13 protein-coding genes and 1 riboswitch are annotated in these 14,917 nt (G+C 64.1%); of the genes, 8 read left to right on the top strand and 5 right to left on the bottom strand.

The genetic code is table 11. The features are described from left to right. Nucleotides 1-31: 31 nt before the first annotated feature. From J0O65_RS04780 to J0O65_RS04805, 6 genes are all read left to right on the top strand, one after another. Complete coding sequence (locus J0O65_RS04780; protein WP_215404593.1) at nt 32-601, top strand: RDD family protein; 570 nt, start codon at nt 32-34, stop codon at nt 599-601. Nucleotides 602-618: 17 nt separating this feature from the next. After that, the gene (fos, locus tag J0O65_RS04785; protein WP_215404595.1) at nt 619-1,032 is read left to right on the top strand and encodes a fosfomycin resistance glutathione transferase; all 414 of its coding nucleotides are present in this window, start codon (nt 619-621) and stop codon (nt 1,030-1,032) included. Nucleotides 1,033-1,306: 274 nt separating this feature from the next. Next, nucleotides 1,307-1,393: riboswitch (cyclic di-GMP riboswitch) on the top strand. 85 nt (nt 1,394-1,478) lie between these two features. Further along, complete coding sequence (locus J0O65_RS04790; RefSeq protein WP_215404597.1) at nt 1,479-4,097, top strand: S53 family peptidase; 2,619 nt, start codon at nt 1,479-1,481, stop codon at nt 4,095-4,097. A gap of 141 nt (nt 4,098-4,238) precedes the next feature. After that, on the top strand, nt 4,239-4,676 hold the full coding sequence (locus J0O65_RS04795; protein ID WP_070219985.1) for an MbcA/ParS/Xre antitoxin family protein: 438 nt from the start codon (nt 4,239-4,241) through the stop codon (nt 4,674-4,676). Nucleotides 4,677-4,678: 2 nt separating this feature from the next. Next, the gene (locus J0O65_RS04800) at nt 4,679-5,377 is read left to right on the top strand and encodes an RES family NAD+ phosphorylase (protein WP_215404599.1); all 699 of its coding nucleotides are present in this window, start codon (nt 4,679-4,681) and stop codon (nt 5,375-5,377) included. A gap of 52 nt (nt 5,378-5,429) precedes the next feature. After that, nucleotides 5,430-5,750 (top strand): DUF2288 domain-containing protein, encoded by a 321-nt coding sequence (locus tag J0O65_RS04805; protein ID WP_215404601.1) that lies wholly within the window; start codon nt 5,430-5,432, stop codon nt 5,748-5,750. A 64-nt stretch (nt 5,751-5,814) separates the two neighbouring features. Here the strand turns inward: J0O65_RS04805 and J0O65_RS04810 are convergent, their stop codons facing one another. From J0O65_RS04810 to J0O65_RS04825, 4 genes are all read right to left on the bottom strand, one after another. After that, nucleotides 5,815-6,537 (bottom strand): ABC transporter ATP-binding protein, encoded by a 723-nt coding sequence (locus tag J0O65_RS04810; RefSeq protein ID WP_215404603.1) that lies wholly within the window; start codon nt 6,535-6,537, stop codon nt 5,815-5,817. A 10-nt stretch (nt 6,538-6,547) separates the two neighbouring features. Then, nucleotides 6,548-8,491, bottom strand: coding sequence for a branched-chain amino acid ABC transporter ATP-binding protein/permease (locus J0O65_RS04815; protein WP_215404605.1), 1,944 nt, complete (start codon nt 8,489-8,491; stop codon nt 6,548-6,550). 7 nt (nt 8,492-8,498) lie between these two features. Next, a complete protein-coding gene (locus tag J0O65_RS04820) occupies nt 8,499-9,389 on the bottom strand; it encodes a branched-chain amino acid ABC transporter permease (RefSeq protein ID WP_010398938.1) in 891 nt (296 codons plus the stop codon). Between the two features lie 85 nt (nt 9,390-9,474). After that, nucleotides 9,475-10,632, bottom strand: a complete 1,158-nt coding sequence (locus J0O65_RS04825) for an ABC transporter substrate-binding protein (protein ID WP_215404607.1) — start codon at nt 10,630-10,632, stop codon at nt 9,475-9,477. A gap of 366 nt (nt 10,633-10,998) precedes the next feature. Here J0O65_RS04825 and J0O65_RS04830 point away from each other — a divergent pair, with 366 nt between their 5' ends. Together J0O65_RS04830 and J0O65_RS04835 are read left to right on the top strand one after the other, a co-directional pair. After that, complete coding sequence (locus tag J0O65_RS04830; RefSeq protein ID WP_215404609.1) at nt 10,999-11,907, top strand: hypothetical protein; 909 nt, start codon at nt 10,999-11,001, stop codon at nt 11,905-11,907. Nucleotides 11,908-11,931: 24 nt separating this feature from the next. Beyond that, nucleotides 11,932-12,345, top strand: a complete 414-nt coding sequence (locus J0O65_RS04835; RefSeq protein WP_215404611.1) for a hypothetical protein — start codon at nt 11,932-11,934, stop codon at nt 12,343-12,345. Nucleotides 12,346-12,361: 16 nt separating this feature from the next. Here the strand turns inward: J0O65_RS04835 and J0O65_RS04840 are convergent, their stop codons facing one another. Further along, nucleotides 12,362-14,866, bottom strand: a complete 2,505-nt coding sequence (locus J0O65_RS04840; protein WP_215404613.1) for a heparinase II/III domain-containing protein — start codon at nt 14,864-14,866, stop codon at nt 12,362-12,364. Nucleotides 14,867-14,917 lie beyond the last annotated feature (51 nt).

Raw genomic sequence — 14,917 nt, forward strand, 5'->3', positions numbered from 1 at the left:
CCGCCGGTTGCCATGACTGGGAGGAAATCGCATGGAATACGGGGGATTCTGGCGCCGCGTGGGCGCGTTTTTTATCGATACGGCCATCATGCTGCCGCTGGTCCTGCCGATCATTTATCTGGGGCTGCCCTGGAGCCAGTCATTCCTGCTGTACTGGTTTTTGCCCGGTCTGGCGCTCAACCTTGCCTACAATGTTTACCTCGTCAGCCGTTTTGGCGGTACACCCGGACAGTTGCTGTGCAAATTGCGGGTGCGCATGCTCGACGGTGCGCCAGTGACGCATCAGGCGGCGCTGCTGCGCTATTCCATAATGCTCACACTGACAACACTGGCTGCCATCGCGGGCATTATCACTACCTTGCGCATCGATGAAGGCGCCTACGCTGCAATGACCTTCACGCAAATATCCGCCCACATAGCCCGTTCTAAACCCGGCTGGTCTGTGACGCTCGATACGCTGACGCAACTATGGATATACAGCGAATTCGTGGTGCTATTATTTAACAAGAAACGCCGCGCCCTGCAGGATTTCATGGCCAGCACGGTCGTCGTCAAGCTGCCGGCCCGCGCCGCGCAGCCGCTGCCATCCCCCTCCACCTGAACGAAAGCCAAACCGTCGTGCTGACCGGCCTGAACCACCTCACCCTATCCGTGCACGACGTGGCGCGCAGCGTCGTTTTTTACCGCGACACCCTGGGCCTGCGCCTGCATGCGTGCTGGGACCGGGGCGCGTATCTGTCGGCCGGGGATTTGTGGCTGTGCCTGTCGCTGGATGAAGAAGGCACTGCCGCGCTGGGCAGCCCCGGCTACACGCACTATGCGTTTTCCATTTCCCCGGAAGACTTCGCCGCCTTTGCCGCCTGCCTGCGCGCCGCCGGCGTACCCGAATGGCAGCAAAACCGCAGCGCCGGCGATTCCCTGTATTTCCTCGACCCGGACGGCCACCGGCTGGAAGCCCATGCGGGCAGCCTGGCGCAGCGGCTGGCGGCGTGCCGCGCGGCGCCGTATCAGGGCATGGTGTTCGAGGATTGACGCTTGAAGGCAGCACATTCGATGAATTCATGAAATTCATTAAAAATTAAAAAATACAAGCAGCGTTACCCTGAAAAAACACTGTCCTCCATCGATACCCCTCTGACAATCTTGTTCTTAATACCTGACCAAGCTGACAAAATTGCTTCCCAGAATAGGCAAATCCGCCACATTTCATTGCAAAACTTGAAATGTTGATTGAAAATAGTTAACACTTATTTGGTAAATTCACTAGAATTGATAGCGCATCAGCTAATTCCTAGTAATGCATGATCAGTTCTGAGGGCAAACCCGTCGAAAGGCGGGGACGCAAAGCCACCGGCCTACCGCGCGCAAGCGCCACGGCAGCGGGGCTGCCAATGCAAGGGCCGGGACCGCCAGCGCGCGGCGCCATGCCTGGATGCATTGTCGAGATGTGGCCCTCGCCCAACTCGGAGAGTTTCGCCATGAAAAAGATCCTTCCCCCGCATCCCCGTCACGGGCGCTTGCTGCTGGGCGCCACCGCAGCCCTCCTGCTGGGGGCGTGCGGCCCCGGCCAGGAGGCTTCGACGCCGCCCGCCGCCATCGCCACGGCCGCGACGCAGTTCACGGTCGAGGTGCCCGTCATCCCCGCCGCCGTCGGCGCACTGGTGGCGCAACCGATGTTCCATGCGGCCCCGGCCCTGCTCGACGCGCCTGACGGACGCGACAGCGCCAACAGCAGCGGTTCGGCCCACTGGCGGCCGCACTTGCAGAACGTGCCCGGCGCCATGCGGGACATGACCACGCGCCGCCTGACGGCGCAACGCATCGCCGCCGCGGAACAGACGGCGCAGAACATCGCGCCGCTGCTGGACGGCGGCGCGGGCGACAGCGCCGCGCCCATGGCCGGCAGCAGCGTGGTGGCGACCTATTCTCCCGCGCAAATCCGCGCCGCCTACGACTTGCCCGCCCTGCCGGCGGCCGGCACGGCGCTGACGCCAACCCAGGCGGCACAGCTGGGCGCGGGGCAGACGATCTACATCGTCGACGCCATGCACAACCCGAACGCGGCGGCCGAACTGGCCATCTTCAACCAGAAATTCGGCTTGCCTGGCTGCACCACCAAGGCCATCGCCACGAATGCCACCCTGCCATTGCCGCCCGCCCCGGCCAGCGGCTGTGAATTTTCCGTTGTCTACAACACGCCATCGAGCACCATGACGGCCACCGCGCCCGCGTACAACTCGGGCTGGGCCATGGAAATCGCGCTCGACGTGCAGTGGGCGCACGCCACAGCGCCGCTGGCGCGCATCGTGCTGATCGAGGCGCCCGACGCCTCCATCAACAGCCTGCTGGGCGCCGTGCGCCTGGCCAACCTGATGGGGCCTGGCGTCGTGTCGATGAGCTTTGGCGCCGCCGAAGGCAGCTGGACGGCCTCCGTCGACAGCGCCTTCACGGGCAAGAACATGAGCTACCTGGCCGCCACGGGCGATTCGGGCAGCGGCGTGTCATGGCCGTCCGTGTCATCCAACGTGCTGGCCGTGGGCGGCACCACGCTCAGCTACAGCGGCAGCGGCGTGCGCAGCGAAGCGGCCTGGTCCGGCACCGGTGGCGGCATCAGCGCCTACACGGCCCTGCCCACTTACCAGACGGTCAGCGTGCCCGGCCTGACCAACCTGCTGCGCCGCAACGTCGCCGACGTGGCCTTCAATGCCGACCCCGCCACGGGCCAGTACACGGCCGTGATGACGCCGGGCAGCAGCACCGCCAGCTGGCTCAGCATCGGCGGCACCAGCCTGTCCACCCCGCAATGGGCCGGCCTGGTCGCCATCGCCAACGCCAGCCGCGCGCTGCAAGCGAAGACGGCGCTCGGCTTGCCGCACAATATCTTGTACGGCCAGATCGCCACCGTACCCGGCACCTTTGCCAGCAGCTTTGCCGACATCACGCGCGGCAGCAATGGCACGTGCAGCGTGTGCACGGCCAGGGTCGGCTACGATCCGCTGGGCGGCCTGGGCACGCCCAACGTGAAAAGCCTGCTGGCCAGCCTGTCGGGCACGCAGATCGCCCCGGCCGCCCCCGTGGTGGCGCCGGCCAGCATCAGCGGCGCGGCCGGCAAGCCGCTGTCGTTCACCGTCTCGGCCACCGCCTCGAATCCACTCAGCTACAGCATGCTGGGCGCGCCGGCCGGCATGAGCATCGCCGCCACGGGCGTGGTCAGCTGGACCGCCCCCGCCGCGGGCACGTATGCCGTGACCATGGTGGCCAGGGATACCGTCAGCGGCCTCAGTGGCCAGGGCGTGTACAGCATCGTGATTGCCCCCGTCGCGCCGCCCGTCGTCGCCGCAGGCGCCATCACGGGCAAGGTTGGCACGGCGCTGACATTCAATGTCAGCGTCACCGCCGCCAATCCCGTCAGCTACACGCTCGCCGGCGCGCCGGCCGGCATGAGCATCAGCAGCGCCGGACTGGTGAGCTGGGCCGCGCCCGTGGCCGGCACCTACGCCGTCACCGTGACGGCCACGGACAGCAAGACTGGCCTGAGCGGCAAAGGCATCTACACGGTGGCCATCGCCGCCCCGCTGCCACCCGTGGTCACCGTCGCCAGCGTCAGCGGCAAGCCGGGCGTGGCCCTGTCGTTCACGGCCACGACGGTGGCGCCCAACCCCGTCACCTACAGCCTGTCGGGCGCGCCGTCCGGCATGACCGTCAGCGCCGCCGGCGTCGTCAGCTGGGCCAGCCCCGTGCTGGGCAGCTACAGCGTGGCCGTCATCGCCAGGGACAGCAAGACGGGCTTGACGGGCCAGGCCGTGGCGACGGTGAAAATCGCCGCCGCCGGCCCCACGATCAGCGCCGCCGCCATGACGGGCGTGGCCGGCAAGGCCATGAGCGGCAGCATCGTGCTGACGGCGCCGGGCGCGAACGCGCTGTGGATCTCGATCAACGGCGCGCCGCTGGGCATGCAGTTCTCCATGAGCGGCATGACGATCACGGTCACCTGGCCGCAGCCGGTGGCCGGCAGCTATGCGCTGAAGGTCGTGGCGCTGGACAATAACGGCTTGTCGGCGCAGCTGACCGTGCCGGTGACCGTCACGGCCAGATAAGCTGGCGCAGTCCGCCCGCCAACGGGGCGCACCGGGACTCCTGTCCTGGCGCGCCCCGTTTTTCATGCGCGCGGACCTTGCAACGAATCCATAAAAGGAGTATAAATAATCCACAAACAGAGTTTTAACGAAGGATACGCCATGCATCTCGCCTACGCCTACCCCAAGAGCCGCTTCGAGCCGGCCGTGCTCGTGGACCTGAATGCCAAAGCCGAGCGCGAGCGATTGTCGCAGGCGGCATTGAAAGGATTTTTCAAGCTGGCCGCCGCCTGGAAACTGCGCGACGACGATGCGCGCGAATTGCTGGGCGGCCTGTCCAGCAGCGCCTGGTACGAGTGGAAGAAGCACCCGGACCGCGTGCTGGAAGTGGACCGCATCACGCGCATTTCCTATTTGCTGGGCATCTACAAGGCTTTGCACATCCTGTATGGCGACAAGCTGGCCGACGAATGGGTGAGTTTGCCCAACAAGAATCCCATCTTCGGCGGCCGCACGCCCCTGTCGCAGATGCTGGCCGGCGGCTTGCTGGCCATGCAGACGGTGCGCAAGCTGCTCGACGCGCGCCGCGGAGGACTGTGACCTTGCCTGCCGCCCCGCATACCGCCCTGCCGCCGCTGGCCGCCTTGCGCCAGATCGACACCTGCCGCCTGATTCCCTCGCGTTTCGCCGACATGGAAGATTCCGTGCTGGCGCCGTTGGCCGAGGACGACGACCACTTGCGCGAGCTGTTTGAACTCGATAACGCGACGAATGCGCGCCTGGTGGCCGAGTACGGCGGCGCGCCAGGAATTGGCGTGGACGAGCTGGTTTTTGGCGTGCCGCACTTTCGCATCATTAACGCCGCCTACACCTACGCCCGGCCGGAAGGGGCGCGCTTCAACGATGGCGAACGGGGCGCCTGGTATTGCGCCTTCGACATGAAAACGGCGCTGGCCGAGATCATTTTCCACAAGACCGTGGAATACCAGGAAATCGACCATTTCGACGACAGCGTCAGCTACCAGTCGCTGCTGGCCGATTTTTCCGCCAGCTTCCACGACTTGCGGGGACAGGAGCGCTATGCGGCCTGCCTCGACCCGGCCAGCTACATCGCCTCGCAAGACCTGGCCGCCATCCTGCTCGAGGCGGGCTCCATGGGCATCATCTTCCCCAGCGTGCGGCGCGCTGGCGGCACCAACCTGGCCTGCTTCCGCCCCGCCCTCGTGGGCAATGTTCGCAAAGGCGCCGCCTATCGGTTAACATGGCGGGGTACGCCGACGCCGCAGGTGGAAGCGCTGTAAGCTCCGCCCCTGCGCGCAACGGCACCCAACTCACCGCAACCTGATATTTCGCATGCAAACCAATCCTGAAAAAGACACCGAACTGCGCCTCAAAGTCAACAGCGAAACGGCCCGCCTGGCCTGGAGCGAACTGGAAAAGCACTTCGCCCAAGGCAGCGTCGTCTGGGTCGCCAATGAACTCGACCTGGTCGAAGTGGCCGTGCGCATCTCGCACGACGACAAGGCCACCATCACGCAATGGATGGCCGACGGCAAGCTGGCCAAGGTCTCGGACCAGCAGGCGCTGGACTGGCAAGCGGCCGATGCGTCCCTGTGGGCCGTCGTCGTCAGCCCGTTCATTCTGGTGCAGCAGGAAAAGCCCACCAAACACTGACACTTGCAGGCTGCGCTCGGGCATCGGGCGCAGCGTGATAAGTTTGACAATGCGCCAGCCCGCGTCAGTGCCCGCCCCCCAGATACGCCGCAATCACCTTCGGATCGTTCTTCAGGCTTTCGGCCGGGCCATGCACGGAAATGCTGCCGTTTTCCAGCACGTAGCCGTAATCGGCCACGTTCAGGGCGGCGGCGGCGAATTGCTCGACCAGCAGCATGGTCACGCCTTCGGCCTTCAATCGCGTGATGATGCGGAAGACTTCCTCCACCAGGATAGGCGCCAGGCCCATCGACGGCTCGTCCAGCAGGATCACTTCCGGGTTCAGCATCACGGCGCGGGCCATGGCCAGCATCTGCTGCTCGCCGCCGGAAAGCGTGCCGGCCAGCTGGTCGCGCCGCTCCTTCAGGCGGGGGAACAGCTCCAGCGCCTTGTCCAGATCGCCCTTGATGTCGCCTTTCGGGCGCGCCCGCGTAAAGCGGGGGAAGGCGCCCAGCAGCAGATTGTCCGTCACCGACATCGAGGCGAACACCCTCCGCCCTTCCGGCGAATGGGCCAGGCCGGCGCGCGCGATCTTGTGCGAATCGAGGCCCGTGACGTCCTTGCCGCCCAGGGTGACGCTGCCGGACTTGGGTTTCAACATGCCGGAAATGGCGCGCATGGTGGTGGTCTTGCCGGCGCCGTTCGAGCCGATCAGGGTCACCAGCTTGCCCTTCGGGACGTCGAGCGAAATGCCGTGCAGGACTTCGACTTTGCCGTAGGCGGCGTGCAGATTATGAATGGTCAGCATGGTCTTCCTCTCAGTGCGCCGCTGGCGCCAGGGTTTCGGCGCTGCCGCCCAGGTAGGCTTCGATCACCTTCGGATCGCCCTGGACAAGCGCGGGCGCGCCTTCGGCGATCTTCTGGCCGAAGTCGAGCACCGTCACCACGTCCGACAGGGCCATCACCACGTCCATGTGGTGCTCGATCAGGATGATGGTGATGCCATGCTCGCGGATCTTGCGGATGATGGCCATCAGCTCCTTGATGTCGGGCGCCGTCAGGCCCGCCGCCGGCTCGTCGAGCAACAGCAAACGCGGGTTGAGACCCAGCGCGCGGCCGATTTCCAGCAACCGCTGCTTGCCATACGGCAGATTGCGCGCCTCTTCGTTGGCCAGGTCCGCCAGGCCGACGAATTCGAGGATGCTGGCGGCCCGCTCGCGCGCGGCCGCCTCCTCGCGCCTGTAGCGGGGCGTGTGCAGCATCACGTCCAGCACGTTCGATGTAAACGTGTTGTGCAGGCCGACCAGCACGTTTTCCGTCGCCGTCATCTCGCCGAACAGCTGCACGTTCTGGAAGGTGCGCGCCACGCCGCCCAGCGCGATCTCGGACGGCGTGCGCCCGGAGATCACGGCGCCGGCAAACTCCACCTTGCCCGCCGTCGGCTTGTAGATCCCCGTCAGCACGTTCATCATCGTGCTCTTGCCCGAGCCGTTCGGCCCGATCAAGCCATGCACGGAGCCTTGCGTGACGGTCAGGTCCACCTGGTTCAGCGCCTTCAGGCCGCCGAACTGCATCAGGGCCTGGTCCACCCGCAGCAGGGTCGAACCCTGTTGCCCGCCCTGGGCGTGGTCAAACGGCGCCACGCCGTGCGAGGCGACGGCTTGCACGTGGCGCCGGCCCTTGCCGATAAAGCTCATCAAAAAGCCGACGATGCCGTCCTGCAGGTAGTACACGACGAACAGGGTCATCAAACCGAAGATGGTCAACCGCCAGTCGACCATGTTCTCCAGTCTGTAGGAAAACGCGGCCAGGCCGATGGTGGCCACCAGGGGCACGAGCACGCCGCGCAGGGTGGATCGTTTTTTCGCCAGCATGAAGGCGGAGCCGATCACGCCCAGCACGGCGGCGGCCACGGCGATCTTGCGGAACAACTCGATGTCCGACAAGAGGCTGGGCAGCATGACGACGATCAGGGCGCCGATCAGGGCGCCCGAGCGCGTCTTGCGTCCGCCCATGATGACGGCCAGCAGGAACAGGATCGTCAGCTCGAAGTTGTAGGTATTGGGCGAGATATACTCTTCCGAATACGCGTACAGGCTGCCGGCCAGGCCCGCGAAACCGGCGCTGATGACGAAGGCATAGACTTTATAGCGGTAGACGGACACGCCCATGCAGTCCGAGGCGATGGGACTGTCGCGCAGCGCTTCGAAGGCCCGCCCGAGGTTCGACTTCAGGATGCGGTGCACCACCACCAGCGAGATCACCAGCAGCGCGGCGACCATGTAGTAGTACTCCACTTCCGTCAGTTTATGGCCGAACAGGACGGGCTTGTGGATCTTGATGCCCATCGGGCCTTCCGTCAGGAAGCTCATTTCATTGATCAGGATTTGCACGATGGTGCCGAAGGCCAGGGTCACCATGGCCAGGTAGGGCCCCGTCACGCGCAGGGCCGGCAAGGCCAGGATGGCGCCGAAAACGGCCGCGCCGAAAATACTAGCGGGGATGGCCAGCCAGAACGGCGCGCCCAGCTTGAACACCAGCACGCCCGTGGCGTACGAACCGATGCCGAACAGGCCCGCGTGACCCAGCGACACCTGCCCCGTGTAGCCGACGACGATGTCGAGGCCGAACAGCAGGATGGCGTAGATCAGGATGGTCTCGGCCAGGTGGATATAGTAAGGGTTCGGAATGACGATGGGGAACAGCGCGAGCGCGGCCAGGCCTGCCGCGCTCAGCGCCAGCATGGTGATTTTCTTGTTCATGTGATCCTCAGACTTTCTTGATCGCGGCTTTGCCGAACAGGCCGGACGGCTTGACGGCCAGCACCAGCAGCAGGAGCAGCAGGCCTGGCACTTCCTTGTAGCCGGTGGAGATGTAGTAACCGGTGGTCGTCTCGGCGATGCCCAGGATCAGGCCGCCGACGATGGCGCCCACGCCCGACGTCAGGCCGCCGATGATGGCCACGGCAAACGCCTTCAAGCCCAGCGAGGCGCCCATGGTGGCCCCCGTCAGTGTCAACGGCGCCACCAGCACGCCCGCGAAGGCGGCCGTGGCCGACGACAGCGCGTAGGAAAAAGTGATGACCATGCCCGTATTGATGCCCATCAGGCCGGCCGCGTCGCGGTCGTTGGCCGTCGCCACGACGGCCTTGCCGTAGATCGATTTGCGGTTGAACACTTCCACGGCCAGCATGATGGCCAGCGCGCCGACGATGACGGCCACCTGCATCTGCTGCACATTGGCGCCGAACACCTGGAACGGCGCGGCCGACAGCGGCGACGGGAACATCAGGTCATCCTTGCCCCAGATGTTTTCCGCCACGTTCTTGAAAATGATGGCCAGCGCGATGGTCGACATGATCCAGCCGAATTCGGACTTGATCTTGATGGCGGGCCGCACGCCTATCCATTCGACGAACACGCCCTGCAGGGCGCCGAAGACGATGACGATGGGGATCATCAGCAGATAGCTCATGTACGGGCCGCCGTGGATAGTGCCCACCAGGGAAAGGCCCACGAGCGCGCCCAGCATCAGGGATTCGCCCTGGCCGAAATTGAGGGTGCCGGAAGTGGCAAAGGTCAGCTGGTAGCCGAAGGCGATGACGGCATAGATCATGCCCAGCGCGATGCCGCTGAAGACGAGCTGCAGGAAGATTTCCATGGTGTTCCCCGAAGGACGGAAGATAAAAAAATGGCCAGTCCTGATTCCTCAAGGCTGGCCACTGTGCGGCATGCGTCCGCCAGGCTTATTTCGCCAGGACGACCTTGCCGTCCCTGACTTCGCCAAACACGGTCAGGTCGGCCGTGATGGCTTCATGGTTGGTCTTGCTGAACGGCTTGTTGTAGGTGGTGACGGCGCCTTCCACTTTCTCATTCAGGTTTTCCAGCGCGGCGCGCACCTTCGGGCCGTCCGTGCCGCCAGCCTGCGTGATGGCCGCGGCCAGCAGGTAGATGGAGTCGTAGCCCTGCGCGGCCGAGACGGCCGACGGCATGCGGCCGCCCGATGGCTTGTAGGCGGCCACGTAGGCGTCGATGAAGGCCTTGCGCTTCGGCGTGCTGGCATCCTGGATGAAGGTTTGCGGCATGCGCGTGCCATTGCCGTTCTTGCCCGCGTTGTCGATGAAGTTACCCATGGCCAGGGTCCAGCTGCCGATCAGCGGCACTTTCCAGCCCAGTTTTTCCATGCCGTTGGCGATCTGCGCCAGTTCCGGGCCGATGCCGTAGGTCAGCACGACTTCCGCGCCCGCCTGCTTGGCTTTCAGCAGCTGGGCCGTCATGTCGACGTCCTTGATGTTGTATTTTTCAACGGCGACGGGCTTGATGCCCTTCTTGTCGAGCGCCTTTTCCAGGTCTTCGCGGCCCAGCTGGCCATAGTTGGTGGAGTCTGCCAGGATCGCCACTTTCTTGAACTTGCGGTTCTCGATGGCCTCATGCACGATCATGCCGGACTGGATGGTGTCATTGGCGGCATTGCGGAAGATGTAGTTTTCCGGCTGGTCGGCGAATTGCTTGGTGACGATGGAGCCCGTCGCCACATTGTTCATGACGGGAATTTTCGCTTCCTGGTAGAAGCGCTGCGAAGCGAGGGCCACGCCCGTGTTGATGTAGCCGACGGTGGCGGCGACCTTTTCCTTGTTGATCAGCTCCTGGGCGATCTGCACGCCGCGTTCGTTCTTCGCTTCGTCATCGCGCTCGATCAGCAGCAGGGAACGGCCGAGTACGCCACCCTTGGCATTGATTTCAGCGACGGCCAGCTTGACGCCGTCGCGCATCGATACGCCCATCGGCGCGGAACCGCCCGTGAACGGACCGGACACGCCGATCTTGATGGGGTCGGCTGCGACCGCCGCCTGCGAGAAACCCAAAACCAAACTTGCCACGAGCAATTTCTGTTTCAAATTCATTGTCATCTCCTGTGCTACAACGTTTTGAATGCCACTTATTTTTATAGTCGTACGCTGGATAACCGCCCCATCGATAAATCATTGTAGGTGAGTAAACATGCACCAGCAACAACTACATATGACGCGTCGCAACATGCGGAAAAGACGCAATTGCTGGCCCCTTGTCAGTCTTTTGTAAGGAAAATATGACGCAAATTGGCGCAGCTGCGCCATGCGGCAACAGCCCTGCCGCCGATGCGGGACCGCCAGGCGACTGCGACGGCGAACTGATCTGGCGCAATACCGGTGCCGTCCAGCATGCTAACGTCGGCCATGCCAGCGCGTGCGCGCCGGTCCAATCAGCCGCTCCCACCGCATGGAGGCCCTATGCAGCGCCCGTCGAACTCGTCCATTGCCCCACTGTTACTTGGCGCCGTCGCCAGCCTGTTGCTGGGCGGCTGCGCCACCGACCTGGCGCCTGTGCGCACCTTCGCCGAACAGACGCACCAGATGTCGACCCACTTCGAACCCATGCTGGAGGGCGGCGTGCACAGCTGCATGGACAAGGCCATGCGCAAGCGCCTGATCCTGGCGGAGCGTTTCGATGCGCAAGCCAGCGAACAGGCGGCACGCGCCGATTGCGCCGCCATCGCGCAAGCCAGCGCGTCGGTCGCCAGCCTGAACGACGTCCTGCTGCGCTACGCCCACACCCTGGCGGCGCTGGCCGATGACAAGCTGCCCGTCTACAAGGAGGAGTTTGGCGGACTCGGCGATGCGCTGGGCGGGCTGGCGCAGCCAGGCGGCGGCGCGCCCCTGCTCGACGCGGATAAGCTGGCCAAGGTCGTCAAATTGAGCGAACACCTGAGCCGCCTGGCCACGCAGCGCCTGCAGAAATCGGCCTTGCGCGAACTGCTCGACGAACAGGAAGCCGTCGATATCGTCAGCGATGCGCTCAAGGAGTATGCCCAGCGCAGCTACCGCGCCGGCCTGCAGGAGGAATTGCGCGACCTGGACCTGCTGCGCGGCGCCGTCGACAAGGCCGCGCCGCGCGAACCGCTGGCCGCCAACTACATCCGCACGCGCTTGCACCTGGAAGGCCGGCAATTGCAGGAAAGGGAAAAAATCGTCGCCGCGTATGTGGCCGCCGTCGACGCGCTGCAAGCGAGCGTGGCGGCGCTGCGCACCAATCTCGAGCACTTGCAGGCGCCCGAACTGGAACGGCAGCTGGCGCAGTTTTCACGCGACGTCGCCACGCTGCAGCGGCAAGCGGCGTTCTATGCCCCCGCCCGCTGGTAAATGGCAGGCCCACCGGAGAATCCCATGGCCCAACTGACCGAACTGACGAAAGACCAAAGCTACGCCATCGCCGACAGCCTGGCGCAAGCGTCAAGCCTGGTGCTGGAATTGCGCATCCGCGAACGCGAAGCGCTGGCGCCGGACGAGCGCGCGCTGCTGGAGCAATATGAAAACCACCTGGACCAGATGGTGGCCCTGTTCCGCGCGTATGGCATTTACCTGACGGCCGAAGGCGCGGAACAGGCGCGCGGCGACATCGAAGGCGCCATCGCCAAGGGCAAGCTGCAGCTCAAGCGCGTGGCCGACGTCAAGACGGCCATCGCCGCGGCGGCCAGGCTGGTGGACCTGGGCGCCGCCATCCTGTCGCGCGACCCGTTCGCCATCGGCGAGGCGGCGGCCAGCCTGCGGGCCAGGCCGAAGAAGGAAGAGGCGGCCTGATCAGCAGGTTGCCGCCCTATTCGATGCTGAGTACGCCCTGATCAGAGCTCAGGTGCGTACCTGCGCCATCTGCCGTTTCGCGCAGGCTCCGGGCGTAGCCGCCTGCCGCCGGCGCCGACGTCAACGCATAATGGACGCCAGGTTTCAGGCCCGTGGCCAGGATGGCGCCGCCAGCCAGCGGCGAAGTCCAGTCCATGCGGGCAGCGGGAGCCGCTTCGCGATTGAACAAGGCGTGCAACTGTCCGCCCAGCAGCAGCGCCTCCGTGTTGGCCGCCGCCGACAGGCGCGTGGCACTCGGCGCAGCGGCTGGCCCCGTGCCGCCGTCATTGTCGGCAACAGCCAGCACATGCAGGAAGTATTCGGGCGCGTTCAGGGCAGGTGCTGCGGGAGCCGCCACTTCCAGGCGCCAGGCGCCGACATCGCTGGTCAACGATTGCTGCTTGCTGACCAGCGGCGTTTGATTACGCCACAGATAACTGCCATCGGCCTGGCGCCGGCGCACGGTGAAACGGCAATCGGCACCGTTGCCGGCAACCTCGCCGGTTTCGAGATTGGTCTGCGCGCAGCCATTTCCCCCTTCCTGCGCGCCCCCTACCTTGCGCACGCTGGCATTGAGCGGCAGGATCGTCTGTGCCGTCAACATGCCGCCGCCATTGCGAATGGTGACGATGCGCTCCTGGCCCGCGTTGTAGCCCAGCTGATACTGTCCATTGCCCAACGCCGTCACGCCCGGTGCGCCGGATACGGGATCATTTGCCGTATGCAGCAGGAAGGTGGCCGGCAAGGCCTGCTTGCTGCGCACGCTATCGAAGATGACGGCGACCGGCTTGCCCCAGAACGATGGCGAGCGCAGGAACAGCACGTTGCGCACAAAACCGTTGGCCATATCGAGCTTGCTGGACGCATAGGCCTTGCTTGCGTTGCCGCTGGTGTAGGTGTACTGCGGCGTATTTTCGTAACGGATGATGCCGTCAAGCGCATTGACTCCCGCAGGGCTGATTTCCTCTATGGTCGGATAGCCCTGTCTCGGCGCATAGAACCATTGGCCGCCGTCATTGCTAAACTCCCTGTCGCCGCGCGTAAAACGCTCATTTTTATCGAATATCAGCAGCGTATTATGGGCAATGCTGCGCGTATAGTAATTCCACCAGTGGCTGCTGCCATATTCTTCATACAAGCCGGTGTCGAGCAGCAGCGGAGCCTTGTAATTGAGAGAAAAACTGTTCTGATCGAAGTGCTGGTGATTTTCCGCAATAAAGGACGTCGATTTAAATTCCAGCAACGTGGCATTCGCATAGTCCCAGGTATCGCGCATCAACACCTGACCCGACGTCCTGAAATGGCGCGACAGTTCAAGCGACTCCAGCGGCGCCACAGGCAGTTGAACGGGCCACAACAGCCGTTCCAGTATCAAGGCATCGGGCGAACTGCGCGACGCCACGACATGCTCGCGATAAAACTGCCCGGCCACGCCGTCCGCCGTATCCGTGACCGCGCCCAGCGCCAGCTGCCCTATCAATGTACTGCCAAGCGGCGTCGTGAAATTATCACCGCTGGCGGGAAAGCTGCCGTCATGGCGCAAGCCGTAGATATACGGATAAATCAGCCTGGCTTGCCAGTCGGCCTGCATCAGGGGCGCCGTCCCCGTACTTTCCAGCGCGCTGCGCCACAGGAGCAGGCGTTCGGGGATGCTCGATACGCCATAGGCAAAGCCCATATGGTGGCCGCCATCGACCGAAATACGGGCGCGTGCCGCGAGAAAGCCCTTTTCATAGTGCGCATACGACGTTTCGATCATCGGCAATACTTCCGGATGCTCGTCGACGATGGCCAGCAAGCCCACCGTGACATTATTGACAGCGCTAAACGGATGGCCGCTGATATAGAAATTGGCAATGGAAGGCTTCGATTCGCTGCGGTCCCACTGTTCATACACGGGCTTTTTCTTGCAATCAAAGCTGGTGCTGGTGATATATAGCTGCTGGTAGCCGCACATCGAGACAAACAGGTTTTCATAGCCCTTGCCCGTATCGGCGGCGATCGTTTCCTTGATTCTCTGCGCCGTCAGGTCGCGGTAGCTGCCAAAGCCCACGGCGTCGGGAACGGCGCGGGCGCCCGTCTCGGCAAACAGCCAGTCGTACAGGATGCCCATGGCCCCCACCCGTCCACCCGACGACCACTCCCCGCCGGCAACGGGGGGCGTCACCAGCAACTTGTCGAGGTAATTCAGGGCGCCATCCAGATACTTCGCATTGCCCGTCAGGCGGTACGCCATGGCCAGCATCTGCGCACTTTCATAAATCGTGCCGCGACTGCCAGTTGCTACGTTGCACAGGTCCGGCACGCCGCTGGACGGCGGAATCAGCGGGCATGCCTGAAGCGTGGCCACCCGTCCATTGACGCGCTCCAGGAAGCTGTACCAGGCCTTGTTGAGGGAAGCATCCATCAGCGGTGCCTGCCACAATTCCTGGCCGCCGCCATCGAACAAACGGAAATTGCGCATGGTTTCATTGCGCCGCATGCCTATCCGGCTTATCTGACCATCCGCCTGCCACTCGATAGGTGGCGTGGC

It is taken from the genome of Janthinobacterium sp. JC611 (assembly GCF_018682595.1).
Taxonomy (GTDB): domain Bacteria; phylum Pseudomonadota; class Gammaproteobacteria; order Burkholderiales; family Burkholderiaceae_D; genus Janthinobacterium.